Genomic DNA, 25,075 nt, shown 5'->3' on the forward strand with positions numbered 1-25,075 from the left:
TAAATCTATTGGTCTAAAAACTGATTGATTGCTAATTGATTTTTTTCTAAATCAAGTTCTAGTACACTACCAGAAGGTGTGTAATCATTAAAATTCCAACTACCTTCAACTGGTACAGATAACGTATCAATTGGTTTGTCATCTTTTAAGAAATCAATACCACAATCAATTAATACACTTTCAGGTAAATTCGTTTTAATACTTCCCAAGAGTTGACCGATTGCTTTTGGTAATTTAAGGATGGAAGTCACATCTTTTAATTGCTTAGAAATTGCTTTGATCACTTGTTGTTGTCTTCTGATCCGTCCAAAATCTCCTTCAGCATCTTCTCTAAAACGCGCATATTGTAATAAGGTATTCCCATCCATCGTTTGTTCACCTTTTTTGATGTATACACCATCCAAGTCTAAATCTTTCTCAGCATTGATATCTACACCGTTAGGGAATAGCTCATTGACACAATCAATGAAATCTTGGAAGGTGATACTTGCATAATAAGGTGTTTCAAATTTGAAATTTTCTTTCAATGTTTGGTTCAAAAGATCAATCCCGCCATATGAATAAGCTGCGTTGATCTTATCTTGACCATGCCCAGGTATATCTACATAAGAATCACGCATAATCGAAACCAATTTTGCTTTTTTAGTTTTTTGATTATACTGAGCAATCATCAAAGAATCTGAACGTCCATTTTCTTCTTTCGACCGGGCATCAGAGCCAATCAATGTCACATTGATAATCTTAGGAACACTTTTGGCTTCTACTTTTGGTACATCGTCTGCTCGACTCGTTGAAGAATAACCATGAACAAACTCAAAAGAAAAATAGCCGATGACAATGACGACTGCCGTCAATAGACCTAAAATCACTTTTTGAAATGTTTTCATTTTCGATTCCTCTTTCTAACCGAACCTCTTACTTGAAATATAGCCATTTTTTTATTATGATAGTCCAATTGAGAGATTCTTAATTGTTCTTGTTTAACAGTTCAGGTTTCTTGAGTTGTAACCTCTCAACCTGCTTATTTTTCTCTTTCACTTGTCGAGACGAGATATTCAAAGCTAATCCAATAGCAAAAGACAAGATTAAATAGCTTGTTCCTCCGTAGCTGACAAATGGCAATGGTACACCTGTCATTGGAATTAAACCAAGGATGCTTCCAATATTGATACTTGTCTGAACGAGTATCCATGTCCCTACACCAATTAAGATCAAAGTTGCCTGTTGGTTCTTTTGTTTCGTACTCTTTTGGAAGATTCGCATACATAATAAGAAAAGCAAAAACAAAACAAGTAATGCGCCTATCAACCCAAACTCCTCAGCAATGACTGAGAAAATAAAATCTGTTTCGGATTCAGGGAGATAACCTTTTTTAGTAATACTATTCCCCATTCCTCGACCAAATAGGCCACCGTTGTATAGTGCATAGTAAGAGTTACTCATCTGGTATCCTGCGCCATGTTCATCTAAAAATGGATTATGAACCATTGCGATTCGGTCATAAGCGTGTTCAAAAAATGAAGGTAACAAATGATGCTTTTCAAGTAGTAAAACTAAGCCAGCTACTAAGATCAAGCTAGCAATCGCTGCTCCGATAATTATCAGCCCTTTTTTAATGGGAATAGCTGCAGCCCAAAAGATAGCTCCAGCAATAGCTAAAATCATCAGTGCTCCCGCAATTTTAGGTTGAAACAAAACAAGCACGGCGATTCCGCCCACGATCAACACTGGTATATGAAGTTTCTCAGGAACACTGCGGTCATTTCTAAAAAAACGACTTAAATATAAAATCAAAAAAATGGTTGCGATTTCTGACGGTTGAAACTGGATTCCAGCGATTGAAACCCACCGCTGGGCACCATTAACTGTTACAGCAAAAATCCCGAGTTTCATCATCGCTAATAATAAGCCCGATACAATCAATCCAGCTTTTATTATTCTTGGTTTCAGTAGAACTTGTAATCTGATGGAATAAGTCAATACAATTACGCCCCAACTAAGAATAATAAACAAAAATTGCCGAATAAATAAGCTTTTAGGATCACTTCCTGCTACTAATAAACGATAGGAACTAGCACTATATATCTCTAAAAGACCGACAATTGACAAAGCCAAATAAGGGCCTAAAATCAACCAGTCGATCTTTCTGTTTTTCCACATCGCATATCCCCCTCCTCTTACACAAGTTAGGCGAACACGAGCAGTTAAATATAGAATCAGTTATAGAATATAAGAAAAGGTCAGAAACCTTTTCGAACAAGAATTCTGACCTAGCATCATCTCATCGTCCGAGTTTTAGCACTATACAACGTAAAGAAACACTCTTAGCTATTTGAAAAAGCCTTAATCCGACAATTCCTGTTTGACTCATTGGCGTCTTTCGACGTTTCTGAGCAATAGCATATGTTTGTATAGGAGCCTCACCTAACAAGGTTATTACTATTTTTATTTTTTACAGAGTTAATAGTAAGCTTCTTTAACTATTTTAGCAATCATTTATTTGATAAAAAAACAAAATTAATCAATCTTTAATATATTTCCCCTTTTTAGGAAGTCGTTTAGTATGAAAATACCTTGCTGACTTGATTGATTTTTCTGTTTTATTTTTCTCGTTTTCACTTTTCGGAATAAATTTTCAAGTTATCTTAACATTTACATACCAGTTTATTCATGCATTAAAAAGTCTCATATTTGCCTTTTTACTTGCCTATTTTAAATAAAACTTTAAATCATTCGGTTTACCTAAAAAAACTTTATTGTTTTTTATAACTAAAAAATGTTTTAGCTAAATTTTATTTCTTACTCCATTCATGAAAGAAATGAACTTACGCTAATATTATAATACTATTTTTAGGATTATACATCCTCTAAAAATAACGTATTTATCGTCATGTGGTTCACTTTGGCCTAGGGATGGTAAAGATTTTCCCTAAGGTTGCATAATCATTCCCTGCTAATCGACTAACTGGTTGTAGTTTCTTGGGATCGATCTTCCCGGATACTGGATCATATACCTCTTCATTTAATTGATACGTATGGATTTTTAATAAGAAAAGATCGGCAGTAACTTCTTGCTCATTCTTAATTTCGAGATGGTCATATAAATCTGTTTCAAAAACAATTTTTGACTCATTGATTGGTGGAATTGAACCATTCCTATTTGTTTTCTTAGTCAAGTTAGTCAAGGTTAGTTCACTTTCTTCTTGCGGAAGAGTTGCTGCTGTTTTATTGACCTCCACTACATTTTGCTCATCTAAAACTTGGATAATTGCTTCTTTCCTTATTAAGATATTTTTAGCAGTATCTTTCATTTGCTCATTCTTTCTTTGGACAGCTAACGAAACGATGGGTGGATTTGAACTAACGATATTAAAATAGCTGAATGGCGCAATGTTTAAGTTCCCTTTCTCAGTTAATGTTGAAACAACAGCTACTGGTCTGGGAATAATTGAACCAATCAGTAATTTATAATTTTCTCTTTCTGTTAATTGAGATGACAAACGTGTAAACATCTACTCCCCTGCTTTCATTTGACAGAATCAAAAACTGTTCTCCTGTCTAGATTTAGTCAGACACTATTTTTTACTATCTATCATTGTTCTTTTTTTGTCAAGAATCCCTATTGGAAATGTCGCTAATTACGTTTTTGCCTCTATTAAAGAGCTGTGCATTGTTTAGCAAGTATTTATTTTGCTGTTTATGGATATTTCAACTAAAATAATATGGAGGAGGCGTTTTCATGAAACCTTATTCAATCCTATGGTTATTCCCTACGTTATTGGTATTTGCAGGATGCGCCAATCAGTCCCCTCAGTCAAATGGTGCTACTACTAGCACGAATTCGATTGTTTTGGATTCTACAACTTCTGCGCCTTTACCAACTAATTCCAACCATCCATCAAAGGAGGAAACACCAATGTCAATTGCTCCAGGTCGCTTGTTACAAGCTGTTAGTGCCGAGGATTTAAATCTAGTTCAAACGTTGTTAGACCAATCAACTGCGATGATTGATGAACAAAATGAAAAAGGAGAATCCCCATTATTGATTGCTGTCCACCATAATATGATCGATATTGCAAAAATCCTCATTGATCACGGTGCGAACATCAACTTACAAGATCATATTCAAGATAGCCCTTACTTATATGCTGGCGCACAAGGAAAAACTGAGATTCTTGCTTATATGCTTGAAAATAGTGAACCTGATCAGTCGATCGTTAACCGTTTTGGTGGTAATGCCTTGATACCAGCTGCCGAAAAAGGACATTTAGCCAACGTCAAACTTTTGCTAACTGATGGTCGTGTTGATATTGACCATCAAAATCATTATGGCTATACTGCGTTAATTGAAGCTGTGGCTTTGCGAGATGGCTCAAAGATCTACCAAGACATCGTCCGAGAATTATTGGCTCATGGTGCAAATAAAGAATTGCGTGATAATCAAGGGAAAACTGCCGAAGATTATGCCAGAGAATTAGGATATGATCAACTATTATCTCAATTAACTTGATTACAGAGTAAACAATAATTTCCAAATAAAAAAGCTGATGATCGATGTTTTATAATAAAATGACACTTTTGTTTATAGCTTAGACATTTGCTTTTTTGTTTTACTTTCACGATCGTCTCATCGTTTTTGTCTGAACCATGTTCGATTTACTTTCTGATCAGCTAAGCTTTTTGGTATGGAACGTCACATCTGCGCCTTTACTCATACGCAGTTTTTCTATCACGAAACCTTCGTTAAACAAAAGATTTCACTTAAGATGAACCTGTTTCATTATGGTTACAGGTCACTCGACTGTTGGTAATACATACGTTTTTATTTCTAATACTTGAATGATCTTATCTAAATCTGCCACTTTGACTACCATGGTTTGATCAGGTCTACCAGGTGCAAATACTAATTTTTCCTGAGCGAATATTTCTTCATCAATAATGACAGGAACAGATGATTCATAACCAAAAGGTGAAACAGCACCTGGCTTTTGTCCCGTTTCCGCTTCCATTTCTTCAGCCGAAACAACTGACACTCTTTTACCAATCAGTTTGCTTAATTTTTTAAAGTCACTCCTTTTAGTCGTGAAGGTTAAAAAAATATAGCGATTGTTTTGTTTATCTTTTAAATATAAGCTCTTCGTCTCAGTACCGCTAAATCCTTGTTCCTCTTTTACAACTAACGCATCCTCATTGGTATAAATCGGACGATGGCGATAAAGTTCAAACGCAATCTGGTTTTGTGTAAATATTTCTTGCAAATCAATCAAAAAAATACCTCCTTAAAAATAGATTATTTCTTTACTTTTCTATTTTATGGGATTTTTATCGATAAAAGCAATGTTTATTTCATTACTCGTTCGGTTTATCCCTAACTTTGTTTACATAATATAAATATAGTTTATTTAAGTCGGATTTCTTAAAAAAACAGAGTAAATTCGTTGGATATCACGAATTTACTCTGTTTTTTTCTATTGATTTAAACTGCTAAGACTATCTGCTACGATTTGTTTTGGTGTCAAATGATAACGTTCATACAATGTTTGAACAGGTACACTATCAGTAAACTCTTTTTGAGAACCAAAGTTTAGAACTTGGATTGCTGAATCTCCATAATAACGACTGATTTTTTCACCAAATCCGCCCGAAAGACTACCATCTTCTAAAGTGATAATCAATTGGTGATTTTCTTTTAATTCTTCTAAAGTTTCATGATCAAGTTCGGTGATCGTTCCAGGGTTAATCAAAGTGCCTGAAATCCCCTGATTCGCAAATTCTTCTAAAGCTTGTTTACCTAATTCAAGGAAGCCACCTAGTGCTAAGATTGCAACTTTATCTCCAGCAACTAAGCGTTGGTAACTTGGAATAGCGTAGTCTTTTGCGATTGCTTCACCAGATGTCACACCATGAGCAGGGATTCTAATAGCAACCGGTGAATCGGTTTGCGATAAACTCCAATCCAACATCGAAAGTAAGTCTTCCTTCGTAGCTGGCGCTAAATATTTAATATTAGGAATACTTGAAAGATAAGGAATATCAAAAGTCCCTTGGTGAGTACGATCACTTCCTGAGATGCTTGCTCCTCCAATTAGAATGACTACTGGATTTTCGTTGATCGCTAAATCATGAGATAATTGATCATATGCTCGTTGTAAAAACACACTTGAATGGAATACCACAGGTCGAATCCCTTGAGATGCTAAAGCAGAAGCAAATGTGATCGAATGTTGTTCTGCAATCCCTACATCAAAGTAGTGTTCTGGATGTTTTTTTTGAAATTCCTTTAAGCCAAACATTCCTGGAATCGCAGCATTCACAGCCACGATAGGCGTTGCACTTGTTTTCGTTTTTTCATCAAGATAGTTCATAATTATTTGATTAAAACTTTCACTAGTAGGAGCATTTTTCGCTTCGCCTGTTTCTAAATCAAACGGTACATGCCAATGATATTTCATTTTGTTTTCGACGGCTGGCTCATAGCCATGACCTTTTTCAGTGTGAACATGTAAAACGATTGGATGGTCAATGTCTTTAATTTCTCTGAAAACCTCAATTACTGTTTCTAAATCATTACCATCCGCAATGTAGCGATAATCATACCCCATCGCTTTAAATAAATTATCGTTACTTGTCCCATTGCTTTCACGAAGCTCTGCTAAATGACGATATAAACTTCCCTGATTCTCATCAATGGACATTTCATTGTCATTCACTAAAACGATCAAATTAGAATTGATTGTTCCACCATTATTCAAACCTTCAAAAGCTAAGCCTCCACTTAAGGAACCATCCCCGATAAAAGCAATGATATTTCCTTTCTCCTGTTTCAAATCACGGGCTTTTGCAAGACCGACCGCTAAACTGATCGAAGTTGAAGTATGCCCCACAGTAAAATAATCATGTTCACTTTCATGTTGATTGGAATAGCCACTAATTTCGTGGTAGCTTCCCTCCTCAAATCCATTTTTACGACCAGTTAATAACTTATGTCCATAAGATTGATGGGAAACGTCCCAAACAATTTTATCCTTGGGCGAGTCAAACACATGGTGGAAAGCAATTGTTAATTCCACGACACCCAAATTTGGGCCGACATGTCCTCCGATCGCACTATTTTTTTGTAAAATCTTTTCTCTCATTTCTGTAGCTAATTCAGACATTTCGTCTATCGTTAGTTTTTTTACCTCTGTTGGACCATTGATTTGGTCTAAGATGTTTGTCTTTATACTCACTATTCTCTCTCCTTTTGCAATAACATGTCCGAAAAGAATAACTCATTTCGGTCTTACTAATTGTTACCACAAAAGATATTGTACTACTTGGAGTCAACTCTAAGTCAAGAGGATTTTGAGTAAAACTTCACAATAACAATGATATTTTTATTCTAAACAGCTTACCACGAATAAACTTTACTAACTGGACCGAATTTTTTTAATGTAGATAAAAAAAGCTGAGACAATAATTGTCTCAGCTTCTGATTTTATTTATGATCGATCAAATGATCCGATCAATTTCTTATAGTTTACGAGCAAAGAATGATACGACCAATACAAGAATGATTGCACCAATCAATGATGGAACGATTGCCATGCCCCCGATACTTGGTCCCCAAGTGCCAAGTAAAGCTTGTCCGATCGCTGATCCAACTAGACCTGCGACTACGTTAGCAATGATTCCCATTGAAGAACCTTTATTTGTAATAGCCCCTGCAATTGCTCCGATAATACCACCGACGATTAATGACCAAATAAATCCCATTTTAATTTCCTCCTAATTTCTTTTACTAACAATCAATTACTGAACACGTGGTTCAGTGTTTTCTTTCACTTTTTGTGTTCCTTTATTCATAGCTGCTTTTGCTTTATCTGTTTGTTTTGAAGCAAATTGACCAGTTGATTTAGCAGCATCTGTCACTTTGTCTTGGACAGTTTCTTGATCTTTTGCATATTCTTCTTGTGTTTTGATATCAACTACATTCACATTCACTTCGATTACATCTAAATGTGTCATATCATTCACTTCACGGCTGATCAACTCTTTAATTTGATCATAGATATTTTCAATATCTTTTCCGTATTCTACAACTACATCTAAGTCAACAGCAACTTGTTTTTTACCAACTTCTGCATTGATTCCTGCTGTGACATTATCCGTGTTCACTAATTTTTCAGCAATGTTTGAGAAGAAACCGCCATCTAATGTTAATAAACCATCAACATCTTTCAAAGCATAACCGATAATTTTTTGAATTACTTTATCTTCGTAAGTTAATTCTCCACGTGAAATATGGTTATTCTCAGATGTCATTGTATTTGTGTTTTTGATTTCTTTGTTTTCCATGTCCAGTTCCTCCTAAGATTTAAAAAATTGATCAAATATTTTTGTTTCTTTCAAATAAAAACCAATGCCTGCACCTATAGCAGTCATGATTAATATTAGAAGTGTTTTAAAAAATCCAACTGTTATCCATAAAACAGCTAACAGTAAGCCAAGTCCCCCGAAGATAATAGGGAGCTTGTACGCTGAAAATATCTCTTTCATGATGGGCCCCTCCTATTCTACTCGAGCGTGCTTGTGTGCATTACTGTCGTAATCTTCAAATCCACTATAAGTAACAGCTACAGCGATGTTTTGTTCAGTACCAAGTACTCGTGCCACTTGTTGTTCAATGTCACGCATCAATTCTCCTGTTTTACCAATTAAAGAGGATGTTCGTTTTAAATCCCCTTTTACATGGACATTGATTTTATTTTTTGTTGAGCGTACTCGAACTTTTGGTGAACCAACAAATTCTTCTTCATGTAATTGTGATCGCACAAGCCCTTCGATTGCTTTCTTGTCTAAAGTCAGTTTTCCATCTTTTTGTTTTAAAACAAACGTTCCTTTGGATTTTGGATAGAAAAGAACAACTAATAACAAAATAAGCACAAGTATAGCAAAAACGACAGCTGTCCAAAATAGATATTGTTGCACGTAGTAGTTCGTTATGACAAAAAATCGAAAACGTTCCAACTGTTCTGGCATCATATACGGTGCGTTGATCAACGCAATCCCTAAAAGCACCGTCAGCAAGAATAAACTTGCAAGAATACCGACGATCTTCCACCCTTTATTCATTCTCCACCTCCTACTTCTAATTGACCGTGATCACACATGTTATTTACAAGATTCAATAGAAAGCGCTACCATGCCATGCTAATACTAATAGCCTTTTTTCACTTTCTATGACAATCATTCATAAATAACGTTTCCCTCCAATAGACTGTATTGCCTTTTTTCTATTGGGTATATTTAAAGGATAGTAGTCTACATTAAAAAATGCAAAGATAATGCTCAGTTATTATTACAAAAAACTATCAGTTGCTATGAAAATTTTCTAATATTTATCGTTTCCTACTCTCTTTCTTCTTTCTTATCTGTAAAAAACAGATAAAATTTCTTTCCAAATATCTTTTAAATGAATTATACTTAAGTAAAGATCATTTGAAGAAATGGAACGCTTTAGCCATGTTTTTGAAAAAAGGGGTGTTGTGAGATTATGGTAAAGAAAATAATTTATGCTCTAATAACTACCTTAATTTATTTAATCGTTTCTAATGCAGGGAATTTATTTTTTGGAATTTCAAAAGAATTTAGTTGGACAACGACATTATGGGAATCTTTTTTCTTTTTTATATTTGTTTTGCTCTTACAAAATTATCGAAAAAAATAAGTCTTAGGGTCAAAATAGCAACTACTATTTTTGATCCTAAGACTTATTCGTATAATGAATTCTTTTTATTCCACTAGTATTTCTATTTCCAAGTTTATTTCTCGATTTGTTTCAATGCATCAGGTACTTTTGGTTCATAAATAATTCCTGTACACATTGTTCCTTTACCTATAGCTTCTGTAGCAACAGCAATAGCAACAGTTGCTAAAATTCGCATATATTTTAATTTTCTTGAGCTAATTTTTTTTAACATTTTCTTCATCCTTTCTTTTTTGAACAAACATTAAAAGGGTTGAGATCATCATGCCTAACAACAGTAAGGTACGAATACGGTTACTTGATTGAATCCCACCAAAAATAGTAAGGAACAAACTGACCACTATCATCTGGCTCTTTCCATTTAGCAAAGAACTTTTCGCCGGTTTTTGTGCGATCACTATCCCTTTGAACCACAAGATCAAGCAAATCATGAGACTGCAGATCACAAAGCTGGCTCTTGTGACATCTACAGCAAAAGTAGTAACTAGATATGGTAATAAGACAAAGAAAAATAGACTTAAGGCCGTACATACATTACTATCTCTTGCATGAAAACTTTTTGTTGTTCTTCTCATTAGTGTAAATGCCAAATGGGTAGTCAAAACCGGCAGAATAATATGAAGACACCCAGCTAAACAGTAGATAAAAAATATCTTTGAACTAATTACCAAAAGAACAGCTAATCCATATTCCATTTTTGCCAAGTCAATTTCTGACAATTGTAATTGTCTTCCTATCCGCTTACTAATTGTTTTTGAAACTTTTTCTTCTAAAGATATAGATTCTTCCGACATTTGATCCGCTCCTTTTCATCTATATTATATTTGTTTTTTTATAAGATAGTTGGTTTTATCAAAAGTGAACGTTATTTGATCAAAAGTGCGGAATACCTGGAGATGTAATCAACAACTGGTTAATTTCTTGAACTGATTTACTACTTTTTTTAAATGACGAGTAGAAACTAAACATTTTGCTCCATTGGCCATAGTGATCACTCGTTCTTTTTTATTGATCTCTTTCACATTCATCAGATTAACTACATAAGATTGATGGCAACGACAAAATACCTCATACATACTTTCTACTTCTTTGATCTTCCCTATATACTCAATTCTGCGGTTATCTAAATAGACGATCAATTTATGGGGTGTTGGACTAGATTCAAAATAAAATATCTCATCGACATATAACTTTACATCAATTGGACCATTCTTAATCCAAATTTGGGGTCTAGTTTCCAGATTTGTATTCAAATAGCGTTCAATTGCGACGTCAATACATTCCGTCACTCTCTTTTGAAAAGTATCCATATTATCTTTGACAATGTAATCTAATGCTTCTACTTTGTATAAAAAAGTTAAATAGACTAGATCTGTATAAGTTGTCACAAAAATGATTTTTGCTGTTGGGTCGTAATCTCTGATTTTTTTTGCTAACTCGATCCCATTTAAATCCGTTTTTAGATCAATATCCAAAAAATAGATTCCTTCTGTTTTATGTTTTGAAATAAACGACAAGATCATCATTGGATCATCCGTAGCAAATTGGAATTGAACATCATAATCTTTCATCAATAAATAATTTGTAATCATCCGAGTAAGCTTATTTCGATGAGCAATTTCATCATCACAAACAAATATTTTTAACATTACTAGCCCCTCATTCCACTAATCGTTATGATTTGTATAAAGCGATTGTTTTCAATTTTTGTTTCTAAAAAAACATTCTCGTTCAAATGAACAAGCTCGTCCAGATTCGTTAGACCTAGTCCTTGATTTCCTTTTTTAGTAGTAAAATTCACTTTTTTCAATTCATGTAATTTAGGAATACTCGAACGACATTGATTCATTAAGACAAAAAAACAATTTTTGTCTTCCTCCATAATAGTCAATTCAATTTTTCCCTTTTCTAAAAAGGCTGATTCTTCAATTGCATTATCCAGTATAATCCCTAGCATACGAACAAGTGTGACTGTTGAGATAGCGATATCCGTAATGGGTGTTGGAATCATTACGTTTACTTCGACACCCTTTTGGCTAGCCACGTATAATTTACTCAAAATAATGCTTTTTATCTCTCTAATTTTAAGATTTGAAAGCGAAGCAATTGGGAGATTGTTTTCTTCAAAAATCGTTTCAGTAGCTTTGATACTTTGATAAAAATACTTTTGCAGCCCTTCAATATCCTTTGTTTGAATATAATCCTCTATTGAAAACAAAATATTCTTATAATCGTGTTTAAATTTTCGTAATGCAAGATAGTTATTTTCGATCTGTTCGCTGTATTCAATCAGGTGACGCATTTCTTTTTGCTGCTCTCGTGTTTCGAATTCTTTTTTCTTGATAAAAAGTAGTACACAATAAATTATGGTAGACATTACACCATAAAGAACCGTAAATAATTCATTACTGATAACTAGGAATCTTGCTAAAACAGAAAAACGATCACTACAAATGTTAATAAAATAAATAATAATCGTAAAAAAAACAACGATGGCCGCTATTTTTAAAGTCGTTTTATCGCCAATAATCTTTGGTATGACCATTTTTTTTAGAAAAACAGTAACGATCCATAAACAACCTGTTCCTAAAACAGCTGTTAAAAAATCGCTGATATCCCAACCTAAAATTTTATATAGATATTTGGCTGTTCCATCAATGAATATGTAGAAAAATAAAATAATCGAAGGATAAAATATCGCTATATCAATGTTTCGATCAATGAAATAGATGCTTAAACATAACCCAGCCCATAAGATAACGGTCGCAATGATATTGATCCATTGATATAAAGCAATATAAGCGATTACACTAATAAACGAAAACAACTGAAACTTTTTATTTGATAAAAGATTCCTTAGATAACCAAGAGCCATAAAAACAGTGTAAAGCTGACCAATCAAAATTAGGATAAATAAACTTTCTTCATTTAATTTCATTTAAACTTCCCCTAACAACCTAATAATTTATCTGAATTTTTTATCCATACTTATATAACAATTTATACTAATGTATTTTATTTCCCAACTCCCCACAACCAAATAAAATAAAACAATTAGTTATTTGTACACCTAACTTTAATAACAAAAAATAGGATCAAATTTTCCCAACCAATCATGATCTTCGTTGTTATTTGTGATTTTAGCATATTTACTTTAGATTTGGGAGGGTATAAACATGATAATGATACGTTTTTCTACTTAAAAGTTCTGTTATTTAAAACTATCGCAAATGTAATCTAAATTAAATATCTTTTTTGCAAAAGATATGTTATAATTAATCTATTGCGATAAATATTTTATGCGAGATTTTGATTTGTTTTGATGAAATTTAATCCCACTGGCGTAACTTCAGGGTTACAAGGATGTATTAGTGGTTAGGGAATACATTGTTTAAATGAGAAATAGTCCATTTTTAGTAATAGTTTTACAGCTTTAAAATATAATATGATTCGTTAGAACGCCTTTTCTTTATTGAAAAAGGCGTTTGTCCATCCATCTATTTATCGTTTATCGATAAATAATTATTGATAATGAACAAACCTCATGCTATACTAATAAAAATTTAGGAGGCATTTTATGAAATCCAAACTGTTCTTTATCCAATTAATCGTTTCTGTTTTTTGTTTTGTTCCCCTTCTCTTGGGAACGCTATTAACTATTCAATTGAGTACAAATCCTACAAATCCATTTAGCAACTGGCAAACTACACTATTTATTCTAGTTCTTTACCTGATCCTTCTAGTGACTTTGTTGCTCAATTTCTTCCTGCTCCGCTTAGTCAAAACCTTCCCTTCAAAGGAAACTTTTACTAAAAAGAGTCTAAAGCTTAGCAGTAAAATCCGATCTTGCCTTTTATGTATCACGATCCTTGCATTTGGTATTTTGCCAAAATTTTACCAAATAGCTGATATGAGCGATAGTCCAGGAATCCTACTCATCGCTTTCGTCTTACTCTTTATCCCTTTTTTTATCTACATCCTTTCAAGCATTTTGATTGATTTACTTAAACAAGCCATTTATTTAAAAAATGACTATGATCTAACAGTGTGAGGTGTCGAATGTCTATTATTATCAATTTAGATGTCATGTTAGCCAAGCGAAAAATGAGCGTGACCGAACTGAGTGAAAAAGTAGGTCTTACGATGGCTAATATCTCTATTTTAAAAAATGGTAAAGCAAAAGCGATTCGGTTTTCTACGCTCGATAAGATTTGCGAAGTTTTAAACTGCCAACCAGGTGATATCCTCGAATATCAAGATACAAGCCAAATGAGAGAGTAGCTCATTTCTTTAGTTGAGTGACACCAATGAAAGCTAACTACTTTCTAATCAATCTGAAGACCGACAAAAAAGCCCACGTCAGCTGTAGTCTAGCTAACGTGGGCTTTTTAATAACTGATTATCTTATTTTTTAGAATTTTTATTTGCTTTTCTTTTTCTCCAAAACAGGATGATTCCCGCTAAACTAACAATCAAGACACCTGATACAGTAAAAACCGTATTTTTTGTTTCATTGGTTTTTGGTAAATTACCATTTTTTGCGCCACTTGTATTGTCTCCATTTGAGTTCTTTTTTTCTGAATCTGTTCCTGTGATCTCTTTATCTTCAGTCATGCTATCTTCTGTACCATCTTCTAAAGCACCATCCGTCCCTTTTTCCACCACTTCATAAGCCGCTTCAGTTTCAGTAGAAAAACCACCATAGGAACGGTCAGCTTTCACGACTAGTTTAGCAACACGATACCCCAAAGAAGAAGTATCGATTTCTGTTTCAGGATCTAATGCAACCGTATAAGCAGTTTTCGGCAACTCTTTGCCATTGACTTTAACTTCTTTCAAAAGATTTTTAAGGTCCACACGTTTCGTATCGATAACTATTTTCGCTTCTGCTGGTGTCACGGTAAAATCTCCTGTTGGTTCAAACCCATATTCAGTCACATTGTAATACGCATAATTGGAACCATAAGTGTAATTTCGCTCTTCTTCTTCTGCCATCAAGACATTCCCACTTGGATCGGCATGATACACTTTAATTTGATCTCCCACCGAAACTTTTAATGGTTCCCCACTATTGAATCGATTAATCGATTGTTCAATTGTTTGCGTACCGCGAACTTCGTATTTATATTTACTGCTGTTATTTGTAAAAACTTCAATCCCATAGTAAATTTCCATGTCATCATATTCTGTGATACGGTTCGATAAGTCACTTCCGTCTTCTCCCTGTAATGATTGGAGTTTGATTTGTTTGTTTTCTTTTATCAAACTGTAGGCACCTACAGTATCGCCATCTTGATTTTTTAGTTGGATCGTACTTCCCCACTTCACTTCATAAGGCACTTCCACTTCTGTAGAAGTCACCTCATCTGCGGTAGACAATTTCACTTTTAACATTTTCTGTCCAGTGGTATTTGTATCAAAGTCAGAAACTTGTTCGACATCATATAATGTCGTCTCTAATTTTTGACCATTGAAAGTGACATTTTTAATCAAATCCATTCCATCAATGTCACTGGTATCTTCGCCCAAGGTAAATTCATGCGAAACTGTTTCAGCCTCCATCTCAGTGATGGGAACAAATTCTTGACTGGCCACTTGATAATAGGCGTAGTTGGAACCCGCTGTATAATTTTTCGACAAGTCATCTCGCATCAATAAATTATTCTTCGCCTCTGCATGATAAACTTTAACGATGTCCCCTTCCTCAATCGGTAATGGTTGGCCATTATTAAACCCATTGATCGCCTGCCACACTGTCATATTGCCTGTCACATCATACTGGTATTTTATTTGTTCCGATAATCGAGTCGTCGGATCTAAGCCTATAATATTTTCGACAGTGACACCTGTTTTTTCTTCAGGCTGATTTTCTGGATTTCCTACTATTTCGATTCGATAGTAAGTATCGCGACCAAAGGCACTATTCACATGATCCGATAAAACGGTGGAATCATCCCCTTTGCCAGCTTGTATCGTCCACTCTCCGCCTTGTTCCACAATACTATAAGCGCCCACATTCTGGTCATCTAACCCTTTAAGTAAGAAAGTACTTCCCCAAGCCACTTCATAAGGAACATCCAGTTCAATATCTGCTGAGCCATCTTCTGGCTTAAGATTTAATTTGACTTCTCTTTTACCAACAGTAGAGGTGTCCATTTTAGAAAGTTGCGTAATCTTATAATTTTTGCTTTCCACCCGTTCACCATTGATCGTTATATTCGCTAATAGCTGACTCAAGTCTATATTTTGAGTGTTTTCCATTAAAGAAAAAACTTTATTTGGTCCTACAGTTTCAATTACCGGCATGGGCTCAAAACCATAAGAAGTTATGCGGTAATTAGCATATGGAGAACCATAGCTATAGTCCTTTTCTGTTTCATTTACCAGTAAGACAGAACTACCGTCTGAACGTTGGGGATGATATAGTTTTATGATATCACCTGCTTGGACATTCAATTTTTGTTTCGAGCCAAAATTAGCCATTACCTCTTCTAAAGTCGCATAACCCGGTATCTCTTGCGAGTAAACAGATCGCCCTTCACGCACTATTTCAATGGAATAGTAAAGTGAAGAATCGGTACTAATTGGTGCATTAAGATCGGTTTTTAATCCTTGGTTAAAGACTAATACCCGATTCGTACTGGAAGTTCCCGCATATAATGAAAAGGCCCCGGCTGATTGTCCATTCTGAGCTTTTATCAAAATAGTTTTTCCCCATTTGACTTCATAGGGAACGTCAATCTCTTTTGACACCAGCCCATCTTTCGTATCAATACGTACTTTGATCGTTTGTGATCCTGCCACCGAAGTATCAAAATCACTCATTTGTTTGACTGTATATAGATTACTAGCCACTATCGTTCCATTGACCGTAATACTATTGATCAACTTCGATCCATCAACGTTACTGCTGTCTTCACCCAAGATAAATTCTTGAGGCATCGAATCAGCCGCTACCTCTAAAATTGGTTCCAAGCCATATTCAGTGACTTCATAATACGCATAATCGGAACCCATCGTGTAATCCTTGACTAATTCGTCTTTCATTAACAGATTTTTCCCAACAGAATCGGCATGGTACACTTTGATCACGTGACCTTCATTGACATCCAGCGGTTTTCCCTCGTTGAAACCGTAGATGGATTCACGAATCGACTGATTGCCTATCACTTCATAACGGAACTTGTTAGTTGTCCCCTGTAAAATTTCAATGGAGTAAAAGGTACCTCTGCCAAAGTAGTTATTGACTGGCTCGTCTAATTCTGTACCTTCTACGCCCTGGCTAGCTTTAATCTGCCATTGATCATTACTTTTTAGTAAACTGAATGCACCAACAGTCGATTCTTTCAACCCCTTTAGAACGAAAGTATCACCCCATTTCACTTGATAAGTGACTTCAACTTCTTCAGAGACTAAACCATCTTTTGTGGTAATATTGACTCTCATCGTTTGCTTACCAACTGTTCGAGTATCCCCCCCATCGATAAGGTTGATTTTATACTGTTCATTCGAAGTTAATTGACCGTTAAGACGTATATTTTTGATGAACTCTTGTGGATTCAATTGGTTGATATCTTCGCCTAAAAAAAATACTCTTGCGCTTTCAGCTGTTATTACGGGAGCTGGGTCTAAACCATACGCTGTTACACGATAACGAGCATTCTCTGTTCCGTATGTAAAATCTTTTTCTTCTTCATCAATCATCACGACCGAGCTATTAATGGATCTTGTAATTTTCCTACCGACACGTTTAACGGTGATTCTAATCCTTGGCGAATCGAAAGAGCTGCGGAGTCATTATTTGAGTTACTGACATCAAGAGTGAAAGCACCTGCAGAATGGCCATCAATTGAACGCATTAAGATGGTATTGCCCCATAATACGTTGACTGTAGTGGTTCCTGTTCCTTTAATCCAGACACTCGCCTCAGAAGTTTTTTTCTTAACTGTAATGTTTACTTCTTTTTGACCAATAGTCTGAAAATTTGTATCGGTTGTTTCGTCCACGACCAATTCTAACTCATTAACGTCTACTTTCTCACCTAACAGTGTCACTTCTTCTATATAATTTTTAAAATTTGAACTTAAAGAAGGGTAGGATACTCCTAATATTCGTTCTTCTAATGGTTTTAATTTAACTTCTAAACCTGGATTGGAGATAACTTCAATTTGTACTGCACTATCTGCAGTACGCCCATCTGAGGAGGTCGCTTTCGCCAGACAAGTTTGAATACCCTCTTGATTCATATCAGGGGCTTTGACCCATTCAACTTTGTATGTAGACTCTTCATAATGATTCACCACATTAAAATAATCGGCTGCTTTTGGAACAGCACCATATTGTATGACTTTATGTTCTCCTGCTTTTGGTAACATCTCTAGTGGCAAAGGCATAATCGTAATCGGCACAGTGACTTCAAGCGTTCGTCCAGAGTCATCACTGATTACTATTCTCGCTTCTTGCACTCCTGGCTGACTCGTATCAGGAGATGTTTTCCATTCATATTTTACATTTCCTCGAGTATTCTCTACTGACTCAATATATTCTACAGCTTTAGGTACCTCATCACCTTGTTTAAGCGTATGTACGCCATCTTTTATTGAAGCTTTCAATTTCCCAATACTTGATTCTGCATCAGGAAAATCTACTGAAAAATCAATTGCATCATATTCTTTAACTATCCCATAAAAGTAAGTAGGGTAATAAAAGATTTCCATAGGGAAAATCTCGGGTTGGTTTGGCGCAATTTTCAGACGAGTGAATGTAACATGATAACCCCAATCATCTGCTTTAACCAATTTCATTCGCCAATTTCCGCTTTTTGAATCTACACTAAAATGTTTACCTTCTGAAACAGTTCCATTATGTGGTGCCCCTTGAGGTAATAAATATATTGTGTCCCTCTTTATCAGAACGCCATCACGAGGGAGATCAGGGTCATAAGCTGGTTCTGTAAGACCTATCTGTTTGCTATAATCAAAGTCTGGAGCAAGTTTATATTTTAAAATTACTTGTTCATCTACTTTATAATTTAAGTTTCTCTCGTTTATTGCATCTCTTATTATACTATTCAAATATGCCCCTACATACGCAGAAGCTGTCTTCCTAAGTTCTCCACGTTGATAACTGGTTAGCACAGAGTCTCTAGAAGAAATTGTTGTATTTTTTTGATCATCTTCTGGATCTACTAGGTTATTATTATCTGCTTTTTCACTTGTTTTTTTTCTTTTCCCTGATTTGTTTTTTCAGTTCTTTTTGATTTTTGACTTATAGCTCTGCTTTCATTTGTAGGCAACATCGAACCTGCTCCCACGATAGTCCCACTATTCGTTTGACCGAGTATCAATGCAAAAATCAACGCACTTTTCAATAATCGTTTTTTATCTTTCAACATAATCCTCCCTTGATTACTCTATTAAGAAAAAAATTTTTCTTTCATCAAGAAGCATATAAGGAATTATTTTATCGTACAATGTCATATTTTACCAACAAACCAGGAAAAATAGACTTACTTCAAATCGTTATTTTTTAAATTGTACTATAAATGTAAAAGGAAATGAAAAAAACTGATATTTATGGGATTGATGAATCATCATTGATTTTTCCGTTTCATTTCAGATAGTAAAAATGCTGAGAAAAACTGATATTACAATAAAATTCACTTTAGATAGAATTCACCCTCCCTCTAGATGTGGTTAATGAATAAATTTCAACAGGATGATTATCGTAGTAACTTGAAACCGATATGTACGTTTAGTTAAGCAGATATCATTTTTAATTTTGTTATAATAACAATAATTTTAGTTATACATATAATAAAATAGTTGAAAAGCTATTTTCCAAAGCTTACTAAAGAATTCTATTCGGATATTGATAGACGATGGATGTTATCCTCATGTTTGCATAGAGGATGACATGGGCTTTATTTGTGCAAATGGTAAGTCAGACAACTCAGTGACAAAGAGCTAAAAAACACTCATTAGAAGCTTTTACCGCAACTAATGAGTGTTTTATTTATTTCAACGAGATTATACTACTTTTTTGGTTCTTCTTTTGGTTTTTTCTTTTTCCAAAGCAGAAACATTCCTACCAAACTAATTAGCGCGGTACCTAAAAGTGGGAACATTGCATTTTTGGTTTCATTGGTTTTTGGTAAGTTACCACCGTTTGCTTCTTCTGTTCCTTCACCTTCCACGTTGGTCTCTTCTTCTGTATTTCCTTCGCCTGAACTTTCTCCTAACGCTCCTGGTGTTCCTTCTTTCACCACCTCATAAGTCGCTTCAGTTTCAGTAGAAAATCCACCGTAAGAGCGGTCAACTTTTACCACTAATTTAGCGACACGATTTCCTAAACTTGAAGTATCGATTTCAGTTTCAGGATCCAATTTCACGGTATAGGCGTTTTTCGGTACTTCTTTCCCGTTGACTTTTACTTCTTTCAAGAGATCTTTAAGATCCACTTGTTTGGTATTAATGATTATTTTTGCTTCTGCCGGTGTCACGGTAAAGTCCCCAGTCGGTTCAAAGCCGTATTCGGTCACATTATAATACGCATAATTGGAACCATAGGTATAATTTTGCTCCGTTTCTTCTGCCATCAAGACATTCCCGCTTGGATCCGTATGATACACTTTGATTTGATCCCCTGCAGAAACTTTTAATGGCTCCCCACTATTGAATCGCTCGATTGCTTGGGCAATCGTTTGTGTGCCTCGCACTTCGTATTTATATTTACTAGTGTTATTTGTAAAGACTTCGATCCCGTAATACACATCTGCATCATTGACTTCAGTGACTCGACTAGCTAAGTTCGTTCCTTCTTTTCCTTGTAACGCCTGGAGTTTCAATTGTTTTTTGTCTTTTGTTAAGCCGAAAGTACCGACGGTTTCACCTTTTTTATTTTTGAGCTGGATCGTACTTCCCCATTTCACTTCGTAAGGTACTTCCACATCCGTAGAAGTGACACCATCTGCGGTAGATAATTTCACCGTTAACATCTTCGCTTCAGCAGTATTCGTATCAAAGTCAGAAACTTGTTCGACATCATATAATGTCGTATCTAATTTTTGACCATTGAAAGTGACATTTTTGATCAAATCCATTCCATCAATATCACTGGCATCTTCGCCTAATGTCAATTCTTGCGAAACTGTTTCAGCTTTCATCTCAGTGATCGGTTCAAATTCTTGATTGGCTACTTGATAATAGGCATAATTTGAACCCGCTGTATAATTTTTCGTCAAGTCATCTCGCATCAATAAATTATTCTTCGCCTCTGCATGATAAACTTTTACGATGTCCCCTTCTTCAATTGACAACGGCTGCCCGTTATTAAACCCATTGATAGCCTGACCCACAGTCATGTTTCCAGTCACATCATACTGGTATTTTATTTGTTCCGATAATCGAGTCGTCGGATCTAAGCCCATAATATTTTCAACGGTTACACCAGAACCTTCCTTCGGTTGATTTTCTGAACTTGCTACTACCTCGATCCGATAGTAAGTATCGCGACCAAAAACGTTATTCACGTGATTGGTTAAAACGGTGGAATCATCCCCTTTACCAGCTTGGATCGTCCACTCTCCGTCTTGTTCCACAATACTATAAGCGCCCACATTCTGGTCATCTAACCCTTTAAGCAAGAAGGTACTTCCCCAAACCACTTCGTAAGGAACATCCAGTTCGATATCTGCGGTCTCATCCGCTGTCGTCAGTTTTAATCTGACTTCCTTTTTACCCACAGTTGCGGTATCTAATTCAGAAAGTTTCTCCACTGTATAGTCTTCATTCGTAACGATTTCGCCGTTGATCGATACTTGTGCTAACAACAGACTCAAGTCCGTCGTTTTCGTATTCTCTTTTAATGAAAATGCTTTGTTGGAGCCAACAGCTTCAATCACTGACATCGGTTCAAAACCATAGGAGGTTACTCGATAGTAGGCATATTGCGAGCCATAGGTATAATCTTCTTCCATTTCATCTACCATTAACACTGAACTACCTTCTGAACGTTGTGGATGATACATTTTAACGACATCACCTGCTTGGACATTTAACGTTTGTTTCGTCCCGAAATTGTCCATTACCTGTTGGAGAGAAGCACGTCCCGGTACCTCTTGTAGATAAACAGAACGACCATCTCGCAATACTTCAATGGAATAATAAAGGGAAGAATCGGTACTAATCGGCGCATTGAGATCGGTTTTTAATCCTTGGTTTAAGACTAATACACGATTCGTACTGGAAGTCCCAGAATGTAATGAAAAGGCTCCGGCTGATTGACCATTTTGAGCTTTCATCAAAATCGTATCGTTCCATTTAACTTCATAAGGAACCTCGATTTCTTTTGAAACGAGTCCATCTTTCGTATCAATACGCACGTTGATCGTTTGTGATCCTGCCACCGAAGTATCAAAATCACTCATTTGTTTGACTGTGTACTGATTATTTCCCACTGTCGTTCCATTAATCGTAATGCTATTAATCAACTTCGCACCATCAACGTTACTACTATCTTCACCTAAGATAAATTCTTGAGCCATCGAATCAGCCGCAACCGCTAAAATTGGTTCCAAGCCATGGTCAGTGACTTCATAATAGGCATAATTGGAACCAATCGTATAATCCTTGACTAATTCATCTTTCATTAAAAGATTTTTCCCAAGAGGATCGGCATGATACACTTTGATCACGTCGCCATTACTGACCGTCAACGGTTGCCCATTATTGAATCCCTGAATGGATTCACGAATCGACTGATTACCTGCCACTTCATAACGGAAGTTGCTGGTAGCGCCTTGTAAAACTTCGATAGAATAATACGTATCACGCCCAAAATAATTATCCACCGGATCATTTAAGTTTGTGTCGTCCACTCCTTGAGAAGCTTGGATTTGCCATTGATTTTGATTCTTCAATAAACTAAACGCACCAACTGTCGCCTCTTTCAAACCTTTAATAACAAAAGTGTCTCCCCACTTCACTTGGTAAGAAATCTCAATTTCTTCGGACGCAAGTTTATCCTTTGTCATGATTTTGACCCGCATATTGCGTTTTCCGATCGTGCTGGTATCAAATTCACCAAGGGGCTCCACTGAATAAAAATCATCATCAGCCAATCCACCATTGATCCGCACATTTTTTACTAGCTCACGGAAATTTGTCTGACCCACGTCTTCGCCTAGGACGAACGCTTTTTCCGCACTTTCTGCCGTCATGACGGGTGCTGGATCAAACCCATAAGGAGTCACACGGTAACGGGCGATCTCTGTACCATACGTAAAATCATTTTCTTTTTCCTTGATCATCACCACTGAAGCATTTGGCGTTTTGCTTGGATGTGTGATTTGGATGATATCATTCATTTGAACCGTAAGATTATTATCAGTATCTCCAAACGCATTCATGACTTCTTGTAAGGTCGCACGATTCGTGACATCTTGGTTATAGACGGAACGACCATCACGTAAAACCTCGAAATTATAATAAAGTTCAAAGGGATTAGTGGAATCGCCCACCCATTCATCTAAAGGTGATGCAAGCCCTTGCCTAATAGATAATGTTGCTGGGGCGTTACTAGAATTACCAACATCTAAAGCAAAAGCACCAGCGGAATGACCATCAACCGAACGCATCAAAATGGTATTGCCCCATTTATAATTTACAGTGGTTGTCGCTGCCCCCTTTATCATCACATCTGAATCTGGGTGCCTCATTTTAACAGTAATAAGTACTTCATGTTGCCCTACCGACGAAAATACTGCTTCCGTTGATTCTGAGACTACTAATTGAAGTTGATTAATATCTACCGGTTTTCCTAACATCGTAACTTCTTCAATGTAATCTTTAAAATTGTTACTTAAAGAAGGATAAGTACTCGCTAATACCCGATCTTCTATAGGTTTTAATTTAACTTGTAACCCTGTATTTTCTAAGATAGTTATTTTTACCGTGCCTTCTACTGTACGTCCATCAGAAGAAGTTGCTCTTGCTTTACAAATTTGTTCTCCTACTTGGTACATATCAGGCGCGTTCACCCATTCGACTTGATAAGTTATTCCTTCGTAATGATTCACTACGTCAAAGTAATCACCAGCTTTTGGAACTTTCTCATATTGGTTTAACTGATATTCGCCTGGTTTTGTTGACATTTCTAAAGGTAGCGGAATGATGGTTATAGGGATAGTCACATCCAACGATCGCCCAGACTCATCACTGACATTCACTACAACTTATTGATTACCCGGTTTTTCAACATTTGGCGCTTTTTTCCATGAGTATGTTATATTACCTCGTGAGTTTTTCACGGAATCAATATAAGTTGAAGGTTTTGGTACTGATCCTCCTTGATTTAAACTAAAGTCATCTGGTTTTCTGGTAGCTACTAGTTTTCCTATTGTCTCTTCTGCAGTTGGAAACTTCACTGTATATTTTCCAAAACTAAAATCAGGCTTCCCTATATTTGTCCGACCAAACCATATAGTATTAATATCAAATACTTCTTTTTCTAAACTACTTATTTTTAGACGAGTAAAGTAGAAGTCAAAATAGGCGGCAGCATTATTACCAGATTGTTTACCTTTCACCCTTAATTTCCAATTACCACTCTCAGAGATATATTCTTCATCAACTTTATTTATTTGAGTCACATTGTCCGGAAGTGGAGCAATGTTTATATTTACTCTATTAAGTAGTAGCGCATCATTAAAATCTACTTGATCTCCTACCTCATATGAATATCTTGTTAATGTCATATTACTCCTATTATTTAGCATATCTTGAGTAATTTTTCTAATTTCTTCTTTAGTTGTAGATAAGTTAATTTCGTCTCCTACATTTCTCGTTTGGTACTCTTTATTTTCTGCTGTATTGCTTTGCTGATTTATTTTTTTTATATCCTTAACTACTTCAGTTGTAACGCTTTTTGTCTTACTTGTTGTTTCTTTTTCTTCTTCTGGAATTTTCTTCGTATTGCTACTTCCATCTGCATTTAACGCAGAAACAGCTTCAACGATGGTGCCACTAGTTTGTCCAAATGCGAGTGCTAATATCAATGTACTATGTAATAATTTTTTTCTGGTTTTCAATGTACTCCTCCTTTTAAGACTGTATCTTTAAACGGCAATAGAAAAGTAATGTTAGTTTTCTCATAAGAAAAACTCCTATTTATACCATACTGCTGTTTAATTTCTTCCTTTATTTCTGACGATTTAGTTAAGTTCAAACGTTATGTTTCTTAAGTTTTTTGTTTTTGCTCAGTTCCACCCTTTTACGTCTTTTTTTATAAAAATCTTCAGTAAAATATACTTCTTTAAGTTTAATGGGA

General features: G+C 35.5%; 21 protein-coding genes and 1 riboswitch. Of the genes, 3 read left to right on the forward strand and 18 right to left on the reverse strand.

Annotation, left to right across the window (positions count from 1 at the left end):
- Positions 1 to 5: 5 nt before the first annotated feature.
- The 3 genes from AB3H90_RS01310 to AB3H90_RS01320 all read right to left on the reverse strand — a co-directional run bounded on the left by AB3H90_RS01310 (position 6) and on the right by AB3H90_RS01320 (position 3,512).
- Complete coding sequence (locus tag AB3H90_RS01310; protein WP_368016006.1) at positions 6 to 887, reverse strand: LCP family protein; 882 nt, start codon at positions 885 to 887, stop codon at positions 6 to 8.
- 79 nt (positions 888 to 966) lie between these two features.
- Positions 967 to 2,160: an FtsW/RodA/SpoVE family cell cycle protein gene (locus AB3H90_RS01315; RefSeq protein WP_034698076.1), complete on the reverse strand. Its 1,194-nt coding sequence runs from the start codon at positions 2,158 to 2,160 to the stop codon at positions 967 to 969.
- A gap of 113 nt (positions 2,161 to 2,273) precedes the next feature.
- Positions 2,274 to 2,439, reverse strand: a riboswitch (M-box (ykoK) riboswitch).
- A 458-nt stretch (positions 2,440 to 2,897) separates the two neighbouring features.
- Positions 2,898 to 3,512, reverse strand: coding sequence for a flavin reductase family protein (locus tag AB3H90_RS01320; RefSeq protein ID WP_368016008.1), 615 nt, complete (start codon positions 3,510 to 3,512; stop codon positions 2,898 to 2,900).
- A gap of 227 nt (positions 3,513 to 3,739) precedes the next feature.
- Here AB3H90_RS01320 and AB3H90_RS01325 point away from each other — a divergent pair, with 227 nt between their 5' ends.
- Complete coding sequence (locus AB3H90_RS01325) at positions 3,740 to 4,510, forward strand: ankyrin repeat domain-containing protein (protein WP_368016010.1); 771 nt, start codon at positions 3,740 to 3,742, stop codon at positions 4,508 to 4,510.
- Between the two features lie 283 nt (positions 4,511 to 4,793).
- Here AB3H90_RS01325 and AB3H90_RS01330 read toward each other — a convergent pair whose 3' ends face one another.
- From AB3H90_RS01330 to AB3H90_RS01375, 10 genes are all read right to left on the reverse strand, one after another.
- Positions 4,794 to 5,267 (reverse strand): YbaK/EbsC family protein, encoded by a 474-nt coding sequence (locus AB3H90_RS01330; RefSeq protein ID WP_207496156.1) that lies wholly within the window; start codon positions 5,265 to 5,267, stop codon positions 4,794 to 4,796.
- A gap of 201 nt (positions 5,268 to 5,468) precedes the next feature.
- Complete coding sequence (locus AB3H90_RS01335) at positions 5,469 to 7,229, reverse strand: 1-deoxy-D-xylulose-5-phosphate synthase (protein ID WP_053766839.1); 1,761 nt, start codon at positions 7,227 to 7,229, stop codon at positions 5,469 to 5,471.
- A gap of 283 nt (positions 7,230 to 7,512) precedes the next feature.
- The gene (locus tag AB3H90_RS01340; protein ID WP_010719097.1) at positions 7,513 to 7,755 is read right to left on the reverse strand and encodes a GlsB/YeaQ/YmgE family stress response membrane protein; all 243 of its coding nucleotides are present in this window, start codon (positions 7,753 to 7,755) and stop codon (positions 7,513 to 7,515) included.
- Between the two features lie 36 nt (positions 7,756 to 7,791).
- On the reverse strand, positions 7,792 to 8,304 hold the full coding sequence (locus AB3H90_RS01345) for an Asp23/Gls24 family envelope stress response protein (RefSeq protein ID WP_225792589.1): 513 nt from the start codon (positions 8,302 to 8,304) through the stop codon (positions 7,792 to 7,794).
- Positions 8,305 to 8,349: 45 nt separating this feature from the next.
- Positions 8,350 to 8,538, reverse strand: coding sequence for a DUF2273 domain-containing protein (locus AB3H90_RS01350; protein ID WP_010719095.1), 189 nt, complete (start codon positions 8,536 to 8,538; stop codon positions 8,350 to 8,352).
- Positions 8,539 to 8,550: 12 nt separating this feature from the next.
- Entirely contained in the window at positions 8,551 to 9,114 is a 564-nt protein-coding gene (amaP, locus tag AB3H90_RS01355; protein WP_010737641.1) for an alkaline shock response membrane anchor protein AmaP, read from the reverse strand.
- 689 nt (positions 9,115 to 9,803) lie between these two features.
- Positions 9,804 to 9,962, reverse strand: a complete 159-nt coding sequence (locus tag AB3H90_RS01360) for a cyclic lactone autoinducer peptide (RefSeq protein WP_010737642.1) — start codon at positions 9,960 to 9,962, stop codon at positions 9,804 to 9,806.
- Positions 9,946 to 10,542, reverse strand: coding sequence for an accessory gene regulator B family protein (locus AB3H90_RS01365; protein ID WP_126343848.1), 597 nt, complete (start codon positions 10,540 to 10,542; stop codon positions 9,946 to 9,948). Before AB3H90_RS01365 ends, AB3H90_RS01360 begins: the two co-directional genes overlap by 17 nt.
- Positions 10,543 to 10,650: 108 nt before the next feature.
- Positions 10,651 to 11,397, reverse strand: coding sequence for a LytTR family DNA-binding domain-containing protein (locus AB3H90_RS01370; RefSeq protein WP_207496149.1), 747 nt, complete (start codon positions 11,395 to 11,397; stop codon positions 10,651 to 10,653).
- 2 nt (positions 11,398 to 11,399) lie between these two features.
- Positions 11,400 to 12,686 (reverse strand): sensor histidine kinase, encoded by a 1,287-nt coding sequence (locus AB3H90_RS01375; protein WP_368016014.1) that lies wholly within the window; start codon positions 12,684 to 12,686, stop codon positions 11,400 to 11,402.
- Positions 12,687 to 13,325: 639 nt separating this feature from the next.
- Between AB3H90_RS01375 and AB3H90_RS01380 the strand changes: the two genes are divergently transcribed.
- Together AB3H90_RS01380 and AB3H90_RS01385 are read left to right on the forward strand one after the other, a co-directional pair.
- Complete coding sequence (locus AB3H90_RS01380; protein ID WP_010719090.1) at positions 13,326 to 13,799, forward strand: DUF2975 domain-containing protein; 474 nt, start codon at positions 13,326 to 13,328, stop codon at positions 13,797 to 13,799.
- A gap of 8 nt (positions 13,800 to 13,807) precedes the next feature.
- Positions 13,808 to 14,029: a helix-turn-helix transcriptional regulator gene (locus AB3H90_RS01385; protein ID WP_010719089.1), complete on the forward strand. Its 222-nt coding sequence runs from the start codon at positions 13,808 to 13,810 to the stop codon at positions 14,027 to 14,029.
- 123 nt (positions 14,030 to 14,152) lie between these two features.
- Here the strand turns inward: AB3H90_RS01385 and AB3H90_RS01390 are convergent, their stop codons facing one another.
- The 5 genes from AB3H90_RS01390 to AB3H90_RS01410 all read right to left on the reverse strand — a co-directional run bounded on the left by AB3H90_RS01390 (position 14,153) and on the right by AB3H90_RS01410 (position 24,836).
- Positions 14,153 to 17,452: an LPXTG cell wall anchor domain-containing protein gene (locus AB3H90_RS01390; protein WP_368016015.1), complete on the reverse strand. Its 3,300-nt coding sequence runs from the start codon at positions 17,450 to 17,452 to the stop codon at positions 14,153 to 14,155.
- Positions 17,452 to 18,885, reverse strand: coding sequence for a Rib/alpha-like domain-containing protein (locus tag AB3H90_RS01395; RefSeq protein WP_368016017.1), 1,434 nt, complete (start codon positions 18,883 to 18,885; stop codon positions 17,452 to 17,454). Before AB3H90_RS01395 ends, AB3H90_RS01390 begins: the two co-directional genes overlap by 1 nt.
- A 50-nt stretch (positions 18,886 to 18,935) precedes the next feature.
- Positions 18,936 to 19,139 (reverse strand): hypothetical protein, encoded by a 204-nt coding sequence (locus AB3H90_RS01400; RefSeq protein WP_155237688.1) that lies wholly within the window; start codon positions 19,137 to 19,139, stop codon positions 18,936 to 18,938.
- 642 nt (positions 19,140 to 19,781) lie between these two features.
- A complete protein-coding gene (locus AB3H90_RS01405) occupies positions 19,782 to 23,939 on the reverse strand; it encodes an LPXTG cell wall anchor domain-containing protein (protein WP_368016018.1) in 4,158 nt (1,385 codons plus the stop codon).
- A 42-nt stretch (positions 23,940 to 23,981) separates the two neighbouring features.
- The gene (locus AB3H90_RS01410; protein WP_368016019.1) at positions 23,982 to 24,836 is read right to left on the reverse strand and encodes a hypothetical protein; all 855 of its coding nucleotides are present in this window, start codon (positions 24,834 to 24,836) and stop codon (positions 23,982 to 23,984) included.
- Positions 24,837 to 25,075 lie beyond the last annotated feature (239 nt).

This window comes from Enterococcus sp. C63 (assembly GCF_040887215.1).
GTDB lineage: Bacteria > Bacillota > Bacilli > Lactobacillales > Enterococcaceae > Enterococcus_B > Enterococcus_B hirae.